Annotated in this window: 17 protein-coding genes; 6 read left to right on the plus strand and 11 right to left on the minus strand. The window is 67.1% G+C overall.

Translation table 11 applies throughout. The features are described 5' to 3' along the window. Positions 1-76 precede the first annotated feature (76 nt). Both AQJ46_RS06230 and AQJ46_RS06235 read right to left on the minus strand, forming a co-directional pair. A complete protein-coding gene (locus tag AQJ46_RS06230; protein WP_059204638.1) occupies positions 77-949 on the minus strand; it encodes an LLM class flavin-dependent oxidoreductase in 873 nt (290 codons plus the stop codon). Positions 950-999: 50 nt separating this feature from the next. Continuing rightward, positions 1000-1563 carry a dihydrofolate reductase family protein gene (locus AQJ46_RS06235; RefSeq protein ID WP_059204639.1) on the minus strand — a complete coding sequence of 188 codons (564 nt, stop codon included), beginning with the start codon at positions 1561-1563 and terminating at the stop codon, positions 1000-1002. Between the two features lie 96 nt (positions 1564-1659). On the opposite strand from AQJ46_RS06235, the gene AQJ46_RS06240 reads away from it, so the two are divergent. Both AQJ46_RS06240 and AQJ46_RS06245 read left to right on the plus strand, forming a co-directional pair. Then, entirely contained in the window at positions 1660-2022 is a 363-nt protein-coding gene (locus AQJ46_RS06240) for a DUF192 domain-containing protein (RefSeq protein WP_059204640.1), read from the plus strand. A gap of 138 nt (positions 2023-2160) precedes the next feature. Further along, positions 2161-2568 carry a hypothetical protein gene (locus tag AQJ46_RS06245; RefSeq protein WP_059204641.1) on the plus strand — a complete coding sequence of 136 codons (408 nt, stop codon included), beginning with the start codon at positions 2161-2163 and terminating at the stop codon, positions 2566-2568. A 9-nt stretch (positions 2569-2577) separates the two neighbouring features. Here AQJ46_RS06245 and AQJ46_RS06250 read toward each other — a convergent pair whose 3' ends face one another. The 5 genes from AQJ46_RS06250 to AQJ46_RS51300 form a co-directional block, all read right to left on the minus strand. After that, a complete protein-coding gene (locus tag AQJ46_RS06250) occupies positions 2578-3558 on the minus strand; it encodes an alpha/beta hydrolase (protein ID WP_107117216.1) in 981 nt (326 codons plus the stop codon). Between the two features lie 183 nt (positions 3559-3741). Next, positions 3742-4788 (minus strand): type VII secretion system-associated protein, encoded by a 1047-nt coding sequence (locus AQJ46_RS06255; RefSeq protein WP_059204642.1) that lies wholly within the window; start codon positions 4786-4788, stop codon positions 3742-3744. Further along, positions 4788-6794: a putative T7SS-secreted protein gene (locus tag AQJ46_RS06260; RefSeq protein ID WP_059204643.1), complete on the minus strand. Its 2007-nt coding sequence runs from the start codon at positions 6792-6794 to the stop codon at positions 4788-4790. Before AQJ46_RS06260 ends, AQJ46_RS06255 begins: the two co-directional genes overlap by 1 nt. Continuing rightward, the gene (locus AQJ46_RS06265; RefSeq protein ID WP_059204644.1) at positions 6794-7378 is read right to left on the minus strand and encodes a hypothetical protein; all 585 of its coding nucleotides are present in this window, start codon (positions 7376-7378) and stop codon (positions 6794-6796) included. Before AQJ46_RS06265 ends, AQJ46_RS06260 begins: the two co-directional genes overlap by 1 nt. After that, positions 7375-7917, minus strand: coding sequence for an SseB family protein (locus AQJ46_RS51300; RefSeq protein ID WP_059204645.1), 543 nt, complete (start codon positions 7915-7917; stop codon positions 7375-7377). Before AQJ46_RS51300 ends, AQJ46_RS06265 begins: the two co-directional genes overlap by 4 nt. Before the next feature lie 564 nt (positions 7918-8481). Between AQJ46_RS51300 and AQJ46_RS06275 the strand changes: the two genes are divergently transcribed. From AQJ46_RS06275 to AQJ46_RS06290, 3 genes are all read left to right on the plus strand, one after another. After that, the gene (locus tag AQJ46_RS06275; RefSeq protein WP_059204646.1) at positions 8482-8802 is read left to right on the plus strand and encodes a hypothetical protein; all 321 of its coding nucleotides are present in this window, start codon (positions 8482-8484) and stop codon (positions 8800-8802) included. A 55-nt stretch (positions 8803-8857) separates the two neighbouring features. Next, entirely contained in the window at positions 8858-10231 is a 1374-nt protein-coding gene (locus AQJ46_RS51805) for a hypothetical protein (protein WP_079072151.1), read from the plus strand. A 94-nt stretch (positions 10232-10325) separates the two neighbouring features. Further along, positions 10326-11654, plus strand: coding sequence for a S8 family serine peptidase (locus AQJ46_RS06290; protein WP_063803771.1), 1329 nt, complete (start codon positions 10326-10328; stop codon positions 11652-11654). A 32-nt stretch (positions 11655-11686) separates the two neighbouring features. On the opposite strand, the gene AQJ46_RS51810 is transcribed toward AQJ46_RS06290, so the two are convergent. Together AQJ46_RS51810 and AQJ46_RS06295 are read right to left on the minus strand one after the other, a co-directional pair. Beyond that, on the minus strand, positions 11687-11911 hold the full coding sequence (locus AQJ46_RS51810; protein ID WP_079072152.1) for a DUF397 domain-containing protein: 225 nt from the start codon (positions 11909-11911) through the stop codon (positions 11687-11689). An 8-nt stretch (positions 11912-11919) separates the two neighbouring features. Further along, a complete protein-coding gene (locus AQJ46_RS06295) occupies positions 11920-12762 on the minus strand; it encodes a helix-turn-helix domain-containing protein (RefSeq protein ID WP_059204649.1) in 843 nt (280 codons plus the stop codon). 235 nt (positions 12763-12997) lie between these two features. Here AQJ46_RS06295 and AQJ46_RS06300 point away from each other — a divergent pair, with 235 nt between their 5' ends. Beyond that, complete coding sequence (locus AQJ46_RS06300; RefSeq protein WP_059204650.1) at positions 12998-13405, plus strand: ATP-binding protein; 408 nt, start codon at positions 12998-13000, stop codon at positions 13403-13405. Positions 13406-13442: 37 nt separating this feature from the next. On the opposite strand, the gene AQJ46_RS06305 is transcribed toward AQJ46_RS06300, so the two are convergent. Together AQJ46_RS06305 and AQJ46_RS06310 are read right to left on the minus strand one after the other, a co-directional pair. Then, complete coding sequence (locus tag AQJ46_RS06305) at positions 13443-13976, minus strand: hypothetical protein (protein ID WP_059204651.1); 534 nt, start codon at positions 13974-13976, stop codon at positions 13443-13445. 31 nt (positions 13977-14007) lie between these two features. Next, the gene (locus AQJ46_RS06310) at positions 14008-16275 is read right to left on the minus strand and encodes a DUF6571 family protein (RefSeq protein ID WP_059204652.1); all 2268 of its coding nucleotides are present in this window, start codon (positions 16273-16275) and stop codon (positions 14008-14010) included. Between the last annotated feature and the right edge of the window lie 19 nt (positions 16276-16294).

Below are 16294 nucleotides of genomic sequence, written 5' to 3' on the forward strand. Positions count from 1 at the left end.
TCCGGCCGCTTCGGGATTCCGGCCGCTTCGGGATTCCGGCCGCTTCAGGACCGTTGGATCCCCTCCGCCCAGTGGGTCAGGGCACCAGAGGCCGGACGTCCTCCGCGGCGAACCGTACGAAACCCTCCGGGTCGGGTTCGTCGGTCGTCGGCTGGAGGACGACCGTGTCGGCGCCGGCGTCGGCGAGTCGCTGGACGGCCTTGGCGACCGCCCCCGCGTCCCCGGCGACGCCGAGGTCGGGGACGTCCGCTGCGCCCTCGTCGGTGAGTTCGGCGCGCAGCCGGGCGGCCGCGTCGGGCCCGGTGGCGGTGAGGAGGTAGACGACGATCCGGTGCCGATCCGTCCGCCCCGCCTTCTGCCGTCCCTCGTCGATGAGCAGACGGGCCCGGCGGACACCCTCGGGCGGGGTGTTGGCGGTGAGCACCGTGCCGTCGGCGGCCTCGCCCGCGAGGCGGAGGGTGCGCGGGCCGGTGGCCCCGGTGAGCACCTCGACGGGTCCCTCGGGCGGCCAGTCGAGGGCGACGTCGTCCAGCGAGACGTAGCGTCCCCGGGTGCTGACGCGCTCGCCTCCCAACAGGGCGCGCAGCGCGACGAGGTGCTCGCGCAGCAGGGTGAGCGGCGACTCCGCCCGCGCTCCCACCTGCCCCATCCAGTCCTGCACACCATGGCCGATACCGAGGACCGCCCGCCCGGGGAACATCCGGTGCAGGGTGGCCGCCTCCATCGCCGTGATGGCGACGTTGCGCAGGGGCACGGGGAGCAGGCCGACGCCGATCCGCACCCGCTCGGTCCACGCGAGGGCGGCAGCGGCGGTGGAGATCCCGCCCTCCCGGAAGCAGTCCTCCCACAGCCAGAGCTCTTCGAGCCCGGTCTCGTCCGCGAGCCGGGCGAGGGCCCGCAGCCGCTCGGGAGGGAGTTGGGGACGGAACACAGCGCCGAGTCCGGTCATGCCGCCCTTCCTACCCATGTCGGTGGGACAGGACAACTTCTTTACGTTCCTTACGGCGTCGGCTCGTACCGCAGCAGTACGACGCCGTTGCCGAAGGTGTGCGACTCGACGAGCCGGAGCGAGGTCAGCGTGTCGGTGTGCGGGAAGAGAGGCTTGCCCCGGCCGATGAGGACGGGGTGGACGTAGACCCGCAGCTCGTCGACGAGGCCGTACCGCAGAAAGGTCGCCCCCAAGTCGGCCCCGCCCAGCGCGAGATCACCGCCCGGCTGCGCCTTCAGTGCCCGGACCTCTTCCGGTACGACCTCACGGACGAGGGTGGAGTTCCAGTCGACGTTCGTGAGGGTCCGGGAGTAGACGACCTTGGGGAGATCCCGCCAGATCGGGGCGAACTCCCTCACGGACGCGGGGGCGTCGGGGTCGGCATCGGCGGTGGGCCAGTAGTCGGCCATGAGCTCGTAGACGACCCGGCCGTGGAGCAGTCCGCCCATGCTGCCGACCGTGGCGTTCATGTGCGTGTGCAGTTCGTCGTCGACACGGTGCCAGCTGATGTCCCGGTCGGGGCCCTCGATGTAGCCGTCGAGGGACACGGACATCATCAGGACGATTTTTCGCATCGGACACCTGACCTGGGCAGAAGAGAGAGGATCTCCCACGGTACGGGGACCGGCACGGACGGCGTGGGAACTCCACGGCTTGGAGGTGGCTCCGGGATGGGGCGTTGGCAGGACGGCCGCGGCAGACTGATCGTGCACGGGGAGCAGGGAGAGCTCGCCGTGCCGCTGGAGATCGCCTCCTCCTACCGCGCCCGGACGAAGGGACTGCTGGGACGGGACTCCGTCGACGGGGCCCTGCTCCTCTCTCCCGCGGGCAGTGTGCACACCTTCCGGATGCGCTTCCCCATCGACGTCGCCTACCTCGACCGCCGGCTCCGCGTCATAGCCGTACGCACGATGAAGCCGGGGCGGCTCGGGCTGCCGCGGCTGCGGTCCCGGCATGTGCTGGAGGCGGAGGCCGGGGTGATGGAGGGGTGGGGGGTGCGGGTGGGGGTGCGGGTGGAGATCGCGGTGGAGTAGGCGGCGGACGCGTCGCGTCCCCATCAGCAGGCCTCTGCCGCCGCCACAGGGTGTACTGCCAGGTTCACGCCGGGCGGTTGCTTCCGTGAGCCTGGTCGGAGTCGACTGGTTCCCGGACGCTGCGGGCAGGCCTGCCGCATGGCGACGTCAGAGAGCAACGAGCATCGGCGAGACGCGGACGCCCGGCTGTGGGCGCACCACCTCCACACCGACACCATGGTCTTCCAGCGCGGCAACCTGTTCCTCGTCGCACAATCCCTCCTGGCGGTGGCCTACAGCACCACCGCCACATCGGGCACCACTCACGCGGCAGCACGTGTCCTGGCCGGCTTCGGGCTCGCTCTCACCGCCGTCTGGGCATACGTGGGACACCGGTATCACCGCTACAACCGGGCCATCCAACGGCGCACTGCCGAGCGCCTGTCGGACTATGCGGAAACCTACAGAGCCAGCCGCATCTCCGGTCCCAGCGCGATGCCGTTGATCGCCTACGCGCTTCCGGTTCTCGCCGCCGTCATGTGGATCGTTCTGCTCATCGTCACGTAGACGGTGTTCTCACAGCGGCAGGCCGTGGAGGACGTCCGTCACGCGGGTGGGGTCCGGGGGCCCCAGGTGGCCCGCGTTCGGGACGTCGTGGACCGTGAAGCGGTTGTGCGGGGTGAGTTCGTCGGCCTCCGCGATCATGCGGTCCTGGAGTTGCGGGGCAACGGTCCTGTCCTTGCCGAAGCGCAGGTAGGTGCGCGGGAGGCGGCCCCAGGTGGTCGCTCGGCCCACCGCCCGGTCCGCGTACGCCGTCATCGACTCGTCGGTCTGCATTCCCTCCAGCACGCGCAGGAACTGCGCGTCCGTGTGGTCCGCGCAGATCATCTCCTTGAAGGCGGCCAGTTCGCGGCGGTCGGAGGTACGCCAGTTGAGGCGCAGCACCCCCAGTTCCTCCGGGTCGCCGACCTGGTGCAGCGGGTTGAGGGCGTGCTGCCCCTCCGGGGAGGACGCGCAGTCCATCAGGGACGGCATGGTGCGGCTCGGGCAGAAGGCGGCCATGTAGCAGAGATGGGAGAGGAGTTCGGGTACGGCGTTGGCGACCCGGCTCACCGAGAGGCCGCCCATGCTGTGGCCCACGAGGACGACGGGGCCACCGAGTTGGGCGGCGCGGCGGACCGCGCCGGTGACGCGGCGCTCGAAGTCGTCGAGGGTGAGGGCGGCGACGGGCGAGGGCTCGGTCGCGAGGGCGCGTAAGTCCTGTGCCTGGTAGGCCTTCGGGATGAACTTCTCGGTGCCGTGCAGGGGTTGGTCCACGGCGACGACCCGGTGCCCGCGCAGTGCGAGCTCCCTGCCGATCGCCGTCCAGAACGCGGCCGCGCTGTGCGTGCCGTGGACGAGGACGTACGTCCGTACGCCACCGGCGGTTCCGGTGGCGTACGCGGTTCCCGCACCTGTACCTGCGGCGAGTGCGGCGGCACCCGCTGCCGCGGCGAGGCCTCGTAAGGCCCGGCGCCGCGAAGTTACTTCGGGATGAGGGTTCTTGTTGTCAGTCATACCGATGAGGCTAGGAATCCCCTCGGTGTCACACGATGGCCCTGCACACCCGGTCGAGGGTGTACTTGCGGACACCGACGGCCCGTTTGAGTAGCGGACACTGGGGCCTCGTGCGCGAGAGGACGTGGGCGAGCCCGCCCGGCGGGAAGGCGAGTGCGGCGCCGAACTGTCGTACCGCCGCCGTCAGCCGAACGCGCTGACGGCGAGATCGGCCGACGGGATCGAGATGTTGGCGCGACTGCCGGGGTTGATCGCCACGTAGCAGCCGAACAGGCCCTTGGCGAGTTCGCCCCCGTTCATCGCCCGCACCTGCCGACCGTCGTCCGGGACGTACTGGGTGCTGGTGTAGACGTCCAGGATGCGCTCGCCGTCGTCGCGCTGACGGAAGCGGAGTTGCTTGCCGTCCTCGTCGACGGAGACCAGCAACGTGCCTTCGCGGAAGGCCTCCAGGAGTGCCTCGGGGGTGCCGCGGCGCGAGTCCAGGGCTTGGAGCGTACGCTCGACCTCGTTCTCCGGCGGACGGTACCGCAGCGCCGTGAGGGTGGGCTCATAGGTGGGGTTGAAACGGAACTCGCCGATCTCGCCGTTCTCGTCGATGGCCCAGCCGCCGAGCATCCTCTCTTCCGGGACCTCGCCGTGCGGGTCGTATGCCGGATCGATGGCGAAGATCACCTTGCCGGGCTGGCGCCGGGCGACATACCGCATGACCTCGGTCACCTCGGGGGCGAGCATCTTCGGACCGCGGAAGGGGATCACCGGATACACGTTCAGCTTCAGGTTGCGCGGGCTCCGGTCCCACTTGCCGTCGCCGACAATCTCTTCTTTGAGGGCCGCCAGGCTGGGAGCCTCCCGCCACGGCCCGGGCACCACCCACGCCTGGAACGGAAGCCCGTCCCGCTGCGCCACCGCCACCATCTCGGCCAACGCCTCGGTGGGAGGCGTCTTCAGTACCCACGCGGCCCGCATACGGTCGATCCAGAAGCCGGTGGAGTTACTTGCATCGGGACCCAGCTCCGGGCGCACGACGTAGCCAAGGGCACCCTCCGCATCCGATGCGTACACAGCCAGCAGAATCCCCGCCATGTAGGCCACCACGACGTACTGCACGGGACCGTCGGCATGGTGTGGATAGTCTTCCACCCCGCCTGTCAGCCGTACGCGCAGATCCTGCGACATCGCAGAAGACGGCCTCTCCCCGAAGTGTTCGTCCGGCCGGTGCTGCTCGCTCATCAGTGAATCTCTCCGTAGATCTGCCACTTCCCGTTGGCGTCCTTGAACGCCTCGGTGATCGTGTATTCGCTGCCGCGGCCGAGCAGCAGTTCACGCTCTCCGGCACCGTAGGCGCCCACCTTCTCCACCCACAGGCCCGGGGTTTCCGCGGGCACTCGCAGATGGAGGACGGCGGCCCTGGACTCGGATACGGCCCCGCCCAGCGAGGTGGACATGTAGCCGTCATCCGTGAAGTTCCTACCGACCAGCAGTCTCGGGTCGTCGACATTCATCTTCTCGTAGAAGTGTTCCAGGTTCGTGCTGCGGTCGACGACGACGTCCTCAGGCAACGGATTCCCGGCGAGCGCCTTGTCGAGACGCTCGATCTGCTGGTGTACCTCCGGGGTGTCGTAGTACTTCTCGCCTCGCAGGAACCCGTTGACGCGCAGATGCCCGGTCTCCGTGTAGCCCTTCACCGTCTCCTTCACCTCGTTCGGCAGACCCTCCGCATAGTCATTCCAGTGCTTGGCGCCGTACTGCATCGCGCCCTCACTGCTTCTGAACGTGACCGCGCCTTCGGAGATCCCGGCCATCGCCGATTCGTGCCTGGCGGAGTCCGGGAGGCCGCCCCGCCCCGGGGGAGCGCTTTGGGCATCGGCCTCCGCAGCCGGTGAACCGCCCGCGGGGTCGGCGGGTTTGTCCCACTTGTCCCGGGCGACGTCCTTGGCGGCATCCGCCGTGGCGTCCGCGGTCTCCTCGGCCCGCTTGAAGGTCCAGCCGTCCGGCAAGCCGTCCTTGGCCACATTCCTCGCGGCCGATTCACCTGCGCTCTCGGCTGTCGTCCCCATCCCCTCCCGGGCGCCCCGCTCCACCCCCGTCTCCATGGCGTCCTTCGCGCCCACGGTGAACGTGCGCCGGGCCGCGGCCGCACCCCCAGCCGCACCGCCGGTGAGCAGGTCGAGGCCGACGTCGAAACTGAGGGTGCCCAGCGCCTCGGACGGGTCGGTGGACCAGCCGGAGCCGGCCATCGACTTGGCTGTGCGCACCGGGTGGTTGGCCGAGGTGAGCAGACCCATGCCGGTGATGGAGACGTTCCGCAGGTACTGCGAGGGGTGGGTGAGGTTGTACGGGTCCAGCGGGTTGACCGTCCGCATCATGCGGGTCAGCCCGATCCCGCCCTTGAGAAAGCCGCCGGCGAAGTGCTCCAGCTCCATGTTCAGGGCCATGGGAGCGTCGATCAGGCCGGCCTTGAACCTGGCCCAGGCACCGGGCTCGGCAGGGGCCGCCTCGAACGCGCCGGTCACCTTGGTCGCGGCGGTCTCGGCGGCGGAGTCCCGCGTGTGGCGGGCGTCCTTAAGGGTCTCCCGGGCCGCCCCGCGGTCGGCTTCTCCCGGGTCCACGAAGTCCCCCGGGTCGGTGGGGGTTGCGGTGTCGGAGCCCGACAGGGAGCCGACGGTCAGGGCGGACTGGTAGTCCCAGAACTGCTGGTCGTACTTCTGCCGGGCCGCGGTGCTCTTCGCCTCCGCGGCCCGCCACTTCTCGATCGCCTCGCCCGCCTGCCCGCGCGCCCAGGAAACCGTGTCGGCGTACGACCCCAGTGCCTGCGCCGCGGCCGTACATGCGTCGGCCGCGGCGAGCCACTTCTTGGGGTGAGTGGTGAAGGACTCCCGGAAGGACTCGGCCGCGGTGCCGGTCCAGTGGCCCGGGTCGAGCTTCTTCAGTGCCTGCCCGACGCTCTCGAAGGCGGTGGCGAAGGCCTTCAGATGCCGTACGGCCTCCTCGATGTCCCCGGTCGAGCCGTGGATCAGCTCCCCCGGCTCGTCGGTCTCGCCCAAGTCCCGCTCGGGCACCACGGCGCCGACCGCCCCGGTGAGGTATTCGGCGCCGTCGCGGACCTTTTCCCCGGCGGACTTCAGCCCGACCCCGTCCAGGCTGTCGCCCACCACGCCCGCGGTCGCGTTGACTCCGTCGGAGACGCCCTGCTTGACGCCGTCGGCCAGGTCCCCCAACTCCCCCAGGACGCCCATCAGTCGCCGTCCTCAGGTGTGACGGCGTCCACCGACTCCCGCACGAACTCGCCGCCGACCCGCAGCTGTGTGCCGTACTGACCGCTGGTGGTCAGGTCCTCCTCGGTGGCCTGCCAGCTCTGCCCCATCTGGTGCAGGGACTCGGAGGCCGACTGCCGGGAGAGATCCGGCGTCCAACTCCCCTTCGCCGACGCCCCGACCTGGCCCCACGACATCCGCTCCGCGTCCTCGCCGGAGACGGCCGGATCGCCAAAGGTGGCCACGACGTAGTCCTTGGTGACGCCGATCGCGTACTCCTCGGCCTCGTGGTAGTAACCGGCCGACAGATCGAGCTTCCCCGCGATCTCATTGCCCTCGTCGACCAGCGCCTTCACTCCCCATTCCCAGCGCTCCGCGAAGGTGGCGAAGGCCTTGGCCAGCCCGGTGTGCCCCATCTGCAGTTGGGTCAGTTGCAGGCTGCCGAAGCCGCGCCCGACCGCGCCCCCGCCGACCATGCCGACGTCCTGCAGCTCCTCGATGGTCTGGTTGATGCCCTTGGCGGCCTGCTTGAGGACCTCGGGGTCCGCTTCGTAACCGTTGCTCACGCTTCTCCTGCGCTACGAGGCCTGGCCCCTGGAGTCCGGTCGATGAGATCCACCGCCACCCGGTCCGGCACGACACCGGACAGCGGAGGAAGGAGGAGCGGCCGGATGCCACCGACGTCCACCGCCACCCCGGTGGGGGTACGGCTCTCCGCTACGGCGGCGGGTACGGCGATGTCGAGCAGCCGTGAGCCGAGCACCGTCCAGTAGCGGATACGGCCGCTCGCCCACCCGGGGTCGGTGCCCGCGTTGGTGCGGGCGCGCGCGAAACGCTCCAGCTCGGTGGTGGAGGTGAAGGCGTACAGCCAGCGGACGCCGTCGGCTTCGCCGGAGCACATGGCGTCGCCCTGGGTGCCGTTGGCTTCCCCGGCGCCCTCGACGCTCTGGTCGAACGGCACGTAGAGGGCTGCCGTCCGGAAGGCCGCGAGCAGCCGGTCGCCGTCACCCTGGCCGTCGTAGAGGTCGTGGATCTCGGCGGCCAGCGTTGCCCGTTCGATGGTGCCTACGCCACCTGTCGGGCCGTTGGCCGCAACCGCGTTCATGCGTGGTCATCCCGTGTCTGATCTTGTAGTGCGCGGAAGCACATCACGATTGCCGTGCGTCAGTCCAACCGGCGTGGCGGGAGTTTCTGAAGTGACACCGATCTGTCCACAGGGGTGCCGCGCGGGCGTGCAGTCGCGAACGGAGTTGGACAGGAACACAAGCGAAATCAACGGGGCGCGATGTGCAGGTCCTGCTCGGACAGGAAGCGGATCACAGGAGTGGCGGCGTCCGGCAACATTTCCAGGAGCAGTGCCATGCTGCCGTGCTCCCGACATGACATCGCCACCAGCCAGTCGCCCCGAGCACGGAGGTATGTGAAGAAGGTGAGATGGATTCATCGCGATCAAGCCACGGGATGCGACCGGTGATCGCCACCGTCAGTGGCATTAACTACACTGGGTGTACTCAGAACCCCTGCGTCCTTCAAGGCGAGATCGCTCGGTCGACGGTCCCGGTGAGGCCAGCCCTGGAACACACGTCTGATGGAGTAAGGACGGCTTCTGAGTGGCCGGCGGCGCGCACAGGGTCGCGGGCAACCACGGGGAGCCAACGGGGAGTTGGGCATGGCTGAAGAAGTAAGCGTCGATCTCGACGAGTTGGAGAAGACCGTCACCGCGCTGAACCAGGTGCTGAGCGGTCTCGGCAAGGCGGGCACGGACACGGCGACCAACACCTACCTCCCGCCCGGTGCCCTCGGTACCGGATTCGACGAGGCGGACAAGCTCGCCAACGCGCACAACGAGATCAAGACGTACATCGAGGACGCCGTCAGGTACCTCAACACCGTCATGGACGAGTTCGGGCGGAAGACGAAGTACACACACGGGGCGTATCAGGACACCGACTACGAGGCCAAGGCGAGCTTCCCGAACGCGGGACAGTAGTGGTCCATGAACCAGGTGAGTGCCGAGGCGCGCAGCAACGAGGGGGTACGGGGGCATGGCTGACAGCGACGGCCAAATCGAGTACGACTACACCGAGATGAACATGTGCTTCAACGAGAAGCACACGACGAACTTCGCCGGTGGCAAGAACATGGACGAGATGAAGGCCATGCTCGGCAATGCCAGGCCGGACCTCGTGACAGACGTCGCCAAGGGCTGGTCCGGTCTGTCGGCGCACCTGACCGACATCCAGGCCGAGTTCGAGAAGGAGGTGGCCCGCATCCAGGCGCACTGGACGGGCGCCGCCGCCGACGGATTCGCCGCGGCGGCCAAGCAGGTCAGCAAGAGCATCGGCAACACGGCCAAGTACGCCAGCCACACATCGATTGCGATGACGAACGTCGGCGCCACCCTGGGGCCCATCAAGGACGACGTCATGGCGATGGAGAAGCCGGGCAGGGTTTCCAGCTTCCTCAACTCCGCCGGAGACGGATTCACCCGAAGCGGAGAGGGCACGGACAAGGACATCGCTGCCGGAAGAGGCGCCCAGGATGTACTCGACCGCAACCACGACGATCTGTCCGCGGGGCGAGAGGCGCAGCTGAAGATGGCCTCCAAGATGGAGACGTTGGGCGCGGCGTACAACTCGCAGACCAAGGCTATGGGGTCGTGGAGCAAGGTCAGGGAAGATCATCAAGAATATCCCCCCGAGCCTGGCGGTATTGCACCCACCCCGGTAGTTGTACCGACAGGTACAACTCGTAGCCCGCAGCGAGCCACTACAAGTACGGCTCATGGGAGCCAGGTCGGCCCGATCAGCTCCTCCAAGGCTGTGACGCCACCCTCGGGTATCACGGGCGGAGCACACAAGTCGACCCCGTCGCAGCCTCAGGTAGGCACAGCGATTGACGGTGTTGCTGGTGGTCGCACGGGAGCGCCTTCCATGGGTGGCGGTGCAGGCACCGTTGGCGGCGCAACCGCTGGCGGTACTGGAATCGGTGGTGGCGCCGGCTTCGTGGGCGGCGCGGTTGGCGGTGCAGCTGGATCCGGCGCTGCGCGGGGCATCGCCGGTCGTGCCGGTGCTGCGGGCGCGACGGGGCGTGCTGCTGGAGGCGTCGGCGGTGCCGGCAAGGGCGGTGCCGGGCGTGTCGGAAGCTCGGCACGAGATGGCGTAGTCGGTGGCACGCCCAAGGCTGGTGCAGGCGCCGGCAGGGGCACAGCTGGTGGTTCGGGCCTGCACAGCAGCCGTGGTGCGGCAGGAAAGGGAGCCGGCGCTGTCCGCAAGGGCGGCATCGCAGGGGCCCCTGGTTCGCGTACCGGTCGCCGCAAGGACGACGAACAGCGCGAGGGGGAGCGTCCCGACTACTTGGTCGAGGACGAGGAGACCTGGACCCCGAAGACCAACGCAGCACCTCGGGTCATCGAATAGTCGCCTGCGGTCAGTGCTCATGAGCACATGACAGGATGCGTGGGCGTGGCTTCCGGGCCACGCCCATGTTCAGTAACGGGATAGGGAAGACGTGATGGCCTTGAAGCGAACGGTGCATGCGTTGAGCGCCATGGCGCTGACTGGTGCGCTGATCCTTGCCGCAGCTCCTACTGCTCTCGCCGACCAGACGAGACGTGATCAGTGGGCACTCAACGCGCTTCACGCCGAATCCGCCTGGAAGATTGCGAAGGGCAAAGGCGTCACGGTCGCAGTCATCGACACCGGGGTCAACGCCGAGCACCAAGACCTTAAGGGAAATTTGCTCAAAGGCAAGGACTTCACGGATGGCGATGATGACGCTTCGCCAGAGGAGTCTGATTCCAACCTTTCCGCTACTCACGGTACAGAAATGGCCTCGATAATTGCTGGACATGGACATGGCGCCGGAGCTGCCGACGGCGTAATGGGACTGGCACCAGAAGCCAAAATCTTGCCCATTCGGTCGACTGGCGGCGACTTTGCAGATCAGATTCGATACGCGGTGGATCATGGCGCGTCCATCATCAACATGTCCACGAGTACGAGCCAGGAGTCGTCCGAGGGCCGAGAAGCGGTGACATACGCGCTTGAGCATAACGTTCTCATCGTGACGGCTTCGGGAAATGAAGGAAAGTCTGGTCAGATTGACTTTCCGGGAGAGTATCCAGGCGTCCTGACCGTTGGCGGTGTAGATAATGGCGGAACCATTTGGGAACGCTCCAACTATGGTCCCCAGGTTCTGCTCACCGCCCCCGCCACCCACATCGTGAGTGCTGGATGGCCTGGAGATAAATTGAGCGATGGTACAGGAACTTCCGCGTCTTCGGCGTTCGTCTCTGCAGCCGCTGCCTTGATTAAGTCAAAGTTCCCTGACCTGACCCCGGGCCAGATCGCAAACCGCCTCGTGAAAACTGCAGTGCTGCCCGATGCCGAGAAGGGCCTGTCTCTTCCGGACGAGAAGTACGGCTACGGCATCATCCAACCCCTCGCCGCCCTCAAGGACAACATCCCGGTCGGCTCGAAGTACGGCCCGCTGACCGTCCCCGAGTCCCTGAAGGAGAAGTCCGCCGCCCCCGCACTCGATGCGTCCGATGACGAGCAGGGGAAGGCAGACCAGAAGGCCCTGATCATCTGGGCTGTCGTCGGTGTCGCGACACTGACCGTCATCGGCCTGGCAATTCTCTTGATCGTGAAGCGGTCACGGCGACGCAGGAACAGCGAGGGCGGACCCGCCGGTCCCAGCGGTCCCGTCGCCTACCCCCAGTACGGTCAGCAGCCCCACACGCAGCAAAACCCGTACCAGCAGCCGGTCTCGCCCCAGCCGCACAATCCGTATCAGCAACAGCCCACCCCGCCTCACAGCCAGTGGCCGCCGCAGCAGTAGTCGCTGTCTGCGCCCCCGGGACGCGAACCGGATCAGCCTCGGAACCGGACGAGGTCGAAGGCTGCGGAGCGAGGCGCCTCCTTGAGTGCATCTATGAAGGCGACGAAAACGCCGGCCGGGAAGACGAGCGGCGTCCTGGCGGGGGTCTTGGAGTCGCGTATCGCTACCCGAGTGAGATCGTCTGCGATTTCCACGCACGAGTTGCCGTCACCCGGGCCCGAGTAGGACGACTTCCGCCAGTTGCCGGGTGTACTCATGGGATGCCTCACAGCTCTTTCGCCAGCTTGTGGATGAGTTCACGCGAACCGTCGGGCTCGAGCGACGCGGCTTCCACCTTACGGAAGAGCGTTCGAAAGGCGCCAAGTTGGGCCTCGGAGTCAATGAAAGCCGTGCTGTGGGGCGCATCGCGCGCGACGGTGTCCAGCTTGGATACAGCGCCTCCCGCGTACACCATTGCGCTCGCGGCGCCGGCAAAGCACTCCAGCGCGAAGGGGATGACCCGTACCGTGACGTGGTCGGCTTCGGAGAGTTCGACAAGGCGGAAGAGTTGATCTCGCGAAGCAGCGCGACTGCTGACGTTGATGCGCAGTGCGGCCTCGTGGATGATCGCTTCGTACGGAGTCTTCTCCAGTATCACTTTGCGCTGCATCCGGTGACGGACACGCAGCTCAAGTTCTTCCTGAGGTAGCTCAGGCACTCGATACGCGAAGACCGCACGGGCGTAGTCCTCTGTCTGGAGTGGGCCGGGGATGAACAGGAACTGCACCTCACGCAAGAAGGTGGCGTGGTGTTCCAACTCGGCGAGATCGAGGAACAGCGTAGGCAGCAGGCCCCGGTACTCCTCCCACCAACCGTGTGTCCGGTCGATGGCCATGGCGACCAAGGCGTCGATGAACTCCTCGTCCATGCAGTCATAGTGAGCGGCCAGGCGGCGCAACCGCTTCTCACTCACTCCCGCCAGGGCAGACTCGATGTGAGTGATCTGAGCGGGGCCCACACCCAGCAGAGCCGCCGCCTGACGGGCGTTGAGGCCTGCGGCCTCTCGGAGCCTGCGCAGCTCGACCGCCAGGCGCATCTGACGTGCCCTCGGCTGACGCCTCAAGGCCATTAACCGGCTCCTTGCTCCCAACGCGCCTGTGGGCGCGACTCGTTCGGGGGTCAGATTACGCGACCCGCTTGCAAGACATGTAGATATAGACCTACCTTCAGTGATGCGACGCACACACTGTGGAATTCCCGGCATCCCGGAAGCGCACCGCTCCGCCCTGCCACGACGGCTGCGGCAATGCCACCACCCGCGATCCACGGCCCTCCGATATCCGACCCCCAACCGGAGCTGACGCATGCCAGAAAACACCGCCTGGGAGTACACCCTGTACATCCCGAACGAGCCCAGAGCAGTCACCGTCAGCCGCCGCACCCTCCGTCTCATCCTCACAATGCACGGCCTGATCCGCCTGGTCGATACCGCGGAGCTGCTCGCAGCGGAGCTGGTCGCCAACGCCGTACGCCACACGAAGGGGCCCGCCGCGCTCCGGATCCGCTGGTCGGCGGGCGTGCTTCGGGTCGGGGCATGGGACACCGACCCCGAACCGCCCGTGCCACCAGGAGAGTTGGGGCTGCTCGCGGAAGCTGAGGAGGGCAGGGGGCTAGCGTTGGTGCGGGCGTGCGCCGACCTGTGGGGGTGGCAGCCGCTGTCGAGAGACGGCAATCGTGGCAAGTACGTGTGGTTCGAGCTGGCCGCGGCTTAGCTCTACTCCGCCCATGTCGCGCGTGACCCGTGCGAGTTCAGCAGCCGTTGGCCTTCTTCACCACAGGGACTAGTTGCTTCACCAATTGCATGAGCGCCTTCTCTGATTTGGACAGGTCCTTGGGATAATATGTCAGGATCTCCACAGAGAAGCTCTTGCGCGGCAGGCCATCCGCATCGGACGGGTAGCCGGGGCACGCTTCCACCGCCACGGCACCGCGTGAGTACAAGGCGACGTCGCCGGAGGAATCGACTGTGACCTTGGTGTCTCCGTCGCCGTAGGCGGTGGCCCTCTTCTCCGCGATATCGCGGGCAGTTGGTGCGTCCGAGTGGAAGAAGTTGCTTACGAGGAGCGTCTTTCTGTTGTCGACCGCATAGTCACAGCCAGAAGCGTACTCGCCGTTGACAAGGGCGTTGCCTGTCTTCGTCAGCTTGCTGCCGGGCGGGAAGAAGGGCTTGATCGCGTCCTTCCCGATGTGTGCTCCGCAGAATGCTCCGGGCAAGGCATATTCGACTTCGAGCTTCTTCTCACCGGAGCAGGAAGTCAGCAGAAGTGCGGCGAGTGAGAGCACTGTGCAGCCGATACTGCGGCGGAGGCAACGATCAGCCATGGTATTGGTCTCCCCATTCAGCACCGGTGGTATGACTCTGGTCGGTCTCTCGGCCAACGGCGTTCTGCAAGTCCGAAATGGTTTGCGAGCTGAGAGAACTGCTCGCTCCAGAACGGGCAATGTCGGCGCGGACCGCCTCACGCAGCGCCGACTCGCCGGTGGTGTAGGTGCGCCCCGCCTCGCTTTGGGCCTCGTTGGTCGTGTCCTGGTACAGGCTGTTTGCCACGCTCTCCTGAACGTCCTCGACCACCCAGCCGACGGCCTCACCGGCCACAGGGATTTTGCCAATCGCAAGTCCGAGACCGCGACCGACCCACTTGTTCGCAGTGTCGACGCTTTCGTTGTACTCGGTGTCCTCGTGCGCGTGGGTGTCGTGTACGGCGTGAGCGCGGGCTGCGCTCATGATGCCTGCGACCTCGGCTCCGGGGTGAGCCGCGGAGGAGACCCGCTGGGTGAGGTCTACTTGACTGTCGTTTGGACCGTTGATCTCCGCGTCGATAAGAGCAGAAGTGTAGGCCTGCTGAGAACCGGTGAGCGCTGCATAGGCGTCAGGGTCCTGGCTGACCTGGTAGAGGAACTCCTTAGTCACCTCAGCGTCAACCAGTTCAGCACTCGTCCCCTGGACAGGCAGGCTGTTCTGGCCGGAGATGGAGCGCTGAATGTCGCCCATGTAGTCGGCGCCGATGTTGCCAAGGCTGTCAGTGGCAGCCGTGTAAGGAGCGGTTCCGTCGTCGCTGTTGAGGAGGCCGCCGGCATCAGGGCCACTGAATTTGTTGATCACTTGGGAAGCGAGAGCCGCCTGGTCCGGACTGTGCGCGAGCGGGCCCGTGGAAGGGTCGGCACCGGCAGGACGGCCCGTGGTGGCCGCTTCGAGGGCGTGCCCCAAGGAGTCCGGGAAGTCGTTCATGGACTTCTGCGCGGCGTCGGGGTCGTGGCCCGTGATGTCGGGGAAGGACTCGTAGTCCTTGTTGACGAGGTAGTCCAGGTAGCTGTTCGCGCCGTCGATGTTGGCAAGCTCGCCCTTGTGGGTGCCGTCCTCTGTGTACTTCTCCATAGGTGGCGTGAAGTAGTCCGTCGCCGCCTGCGGGCTGTGCCCCAACGCCTCCAGGACGCTGTTCATCGGGTCGTAGCCCGCGCCGTTCTTGCCCGAGGGATTGAAGCCGTAGTCCGAGCCTCCGAAGTCGGACTTCGTTCCGGCGAAGAAGTACGGGTCCTTGGCGTGGAGTTGGGTGACGTGCTCCGCGATCGGGGTGAGGAAGGAGGAGTCGTAGTCGCCGTAGCGGAGGATGCCGCCGAGGAGCTGGTAGCCGTAGGGGCCCTCGCGCATGCTGTCCGGATACAGCGCGATGTGCTGGGTGCCGAGTTTGCGCAGGTCGGCGGTCCACTGCTCGTCCAGGTGCGGGGTCTTCCCCGGGTTGGTGGCGGTGGCCAGGTTGTTGCCCATGTTGCGCTGCAACTCCTGGAGCAGCGCCTTGCGTTCGTCGCCGGCGTCGGCGGTCTGGAGGGCGAGCTGGCCGTAGAGCTGGAGGGTGCCCTTCTGGCCCAGCTGTTTGTAGAAGTTGGTGGAGAACTCCGCGTCGCCCTGGTTGGACTTCAGCAGGTGGTTGAGCTCGGTGAGTTCTGTGTCGGTGAGCTTGTCGCCCTTCTTCATCAGCTCGGCCGCGTGGGTGGCGTCGGCGGAGTCCAAGGACATGACGACCTTGGAGTTGAAGTTGTCCGTGTAGCCGCCGAGGTCGCGGCGCAGGGCCCAGCAGGCGGTCTCGTCGGCGTCGGCGGCCTGTTGGAGGACGGCTTCGATACGACGGGCGAAGGCGTCGCACGCCTGTTGCTGCTCGCGGATGAGGGCCTGGCCGTCAGGATCATGGCGGGCGCCGGTGTCCTGTGAGAGGTCGTTGCGCGGGGTGACGACGCCGCTGGCGCTGACGTGCAGCTCCTGCTTGGGGGCCTCTACCTCGGCGAGATGGTTGAGGTCGTCTTTGGCCTTCTTCAAAGCGCCGTGGAGTGAGGCGAGGACACCGGCGATGCCCTCCGCCTCCTTCTGGGCGTCCTCGAACTCCTGGTGGGCGGCGCGGACATCGCTGTCCGCCTTGGCCGCCGTCAGAACGGGCTGGTGCCAGCCGGCCTGCTTGAAGGGCGCCGCGACCTCGTCGCTGTACGCGGTGTGCAGGCCCTTGAACTTCGTGGCCGTCTGCCGCCAGCGGTCGGCCGCCGCTTTGAGGTTGCTGAGGTTGAGGTGGTACAGCTGCTCGTATGTCGGCATGGCTGTGGTGGGTCCCCGT

It is taken from the genome of Streptomyces canus, from assembly GCF_001514145.1.
Taxonomy (GTDB): domain Bacteria; phylum Actinomycetota; class Actinomycetes; order Streptomycetales; family Streptomycetaceae; genus Streptomyces; species Streptomyces canus.

Excerpts from the sequence above, each read along its gene's own strand:
- AQJ46_RS51810 (WP_079072152.1), bottom strand. The coding sequence starts at position 11,911 with ATGAGTACACCCGGCAACTGGCGGAAGTCGTCCTACTCGGGCCCGGGT.
- AQJ46_RS06290 (WP_063803771.1), top strand. The coding sequence starts at position 10,326 with ATGGCCTTGAAGCGAACGGTGCATGCGTTGAGCGCCATGGCGCTGACT.
- AQJ46_RS06255 (WP_059204642.1), bottom strand. The coding sequence starts at position 4,788 with ATGAGCGAGCAGCACCGGCCGGACGAACACTTCGGGGAGAGGCCGTCT.
- AQJ46_RS06275 (WP_059204646.1), top strand. The coding sequence starts at position 8,482 with ATGGCTGAAGAAGTAAGCGTCGATCTCGACGAGTTGGAGAAGACCGTC.
- AQJ46_RS06245 (WP_059204641.1), top strand. The coding sequence starts at position 2,161 with ATGGCGACGTCAGAGAGCAACGAGCATCGGCGAGACGCGGACGCCCGG.
- AQJ46_RS51805 (WP_079072151.1), top strand. The coding sequence starts at position 8,858 with ATGGCTGACAGCGACGGCCAAATCGAGTACGACTACACCGAGATGAAC.
- AQJ46_RS51300 (WP_059204645.1), bottom strand. The coding sequence starts at position 7,917 with ATGAACGCGGTTGCGGCCAACGGCCCGACAGGTGGCGTAGGCACCATC.
- AQJ46_RS06310 (WP_059204652.1), bottom strand. The coding sequence starts at position 16,275 with ATGCCGACATACGAGCAGCTGTACCACCTCAACCTCAGCAACCTCAAA.
- AQJ46_RS06230 (WP_059204638.1), bottom strand. The coding sequence starts at position 949 with ATGACCGGACTCGGCGCTGTGTTCCGTCCCCAACTCCCTCCCGAGCGG.
- AQJ46_RS06260 (WP_059204643.1), bottom strand. The coding sequence starts at position 6,794 with ATGGGCGTCCTGGGGGAGTTGGGGGACCTGGCCGACGGCGTCAAGCAG.
- AQJ46_RS06235 (WP_059204639.1), bottom strand. The coding sequence starts at position 1,563 with ATGCGAAAAATCGTCCTGATGATGTCCGTGTCCCTCGACGGCTACATC.
- AQJ46_RS06300 (WP_059204650.1), top strand. The coding sequence starts at position 12,998 with ATGCCAGAAAACACCGCCTGGGAGTACACCCTGTACATCCCGAACGAG.
- AQJ46_RS06250 (WP_107117216.1), bottom strand. The coding sequence starts at position 3,558 with ATGACTGACAACAAGAACCCTCATCCCGAAGTAACTTCGCGGCGCCGG.
- AQJ46_RS06240 (WP_059204640.1), top strand. The coding sequence starts at position 1,660 with ATGGGGCGTTGGCAGGACGGCCGCGGCAGACTGATCGTGCACGGGGAG.
- AQJ46_RS06295 (WP_059204649.1), bottom strand. The coding sequence starts at position 12,762 with ATGGCCTTGAGGCGTCAGCCGAGGGCACGTCAGATGCGCCTGGCGGTC.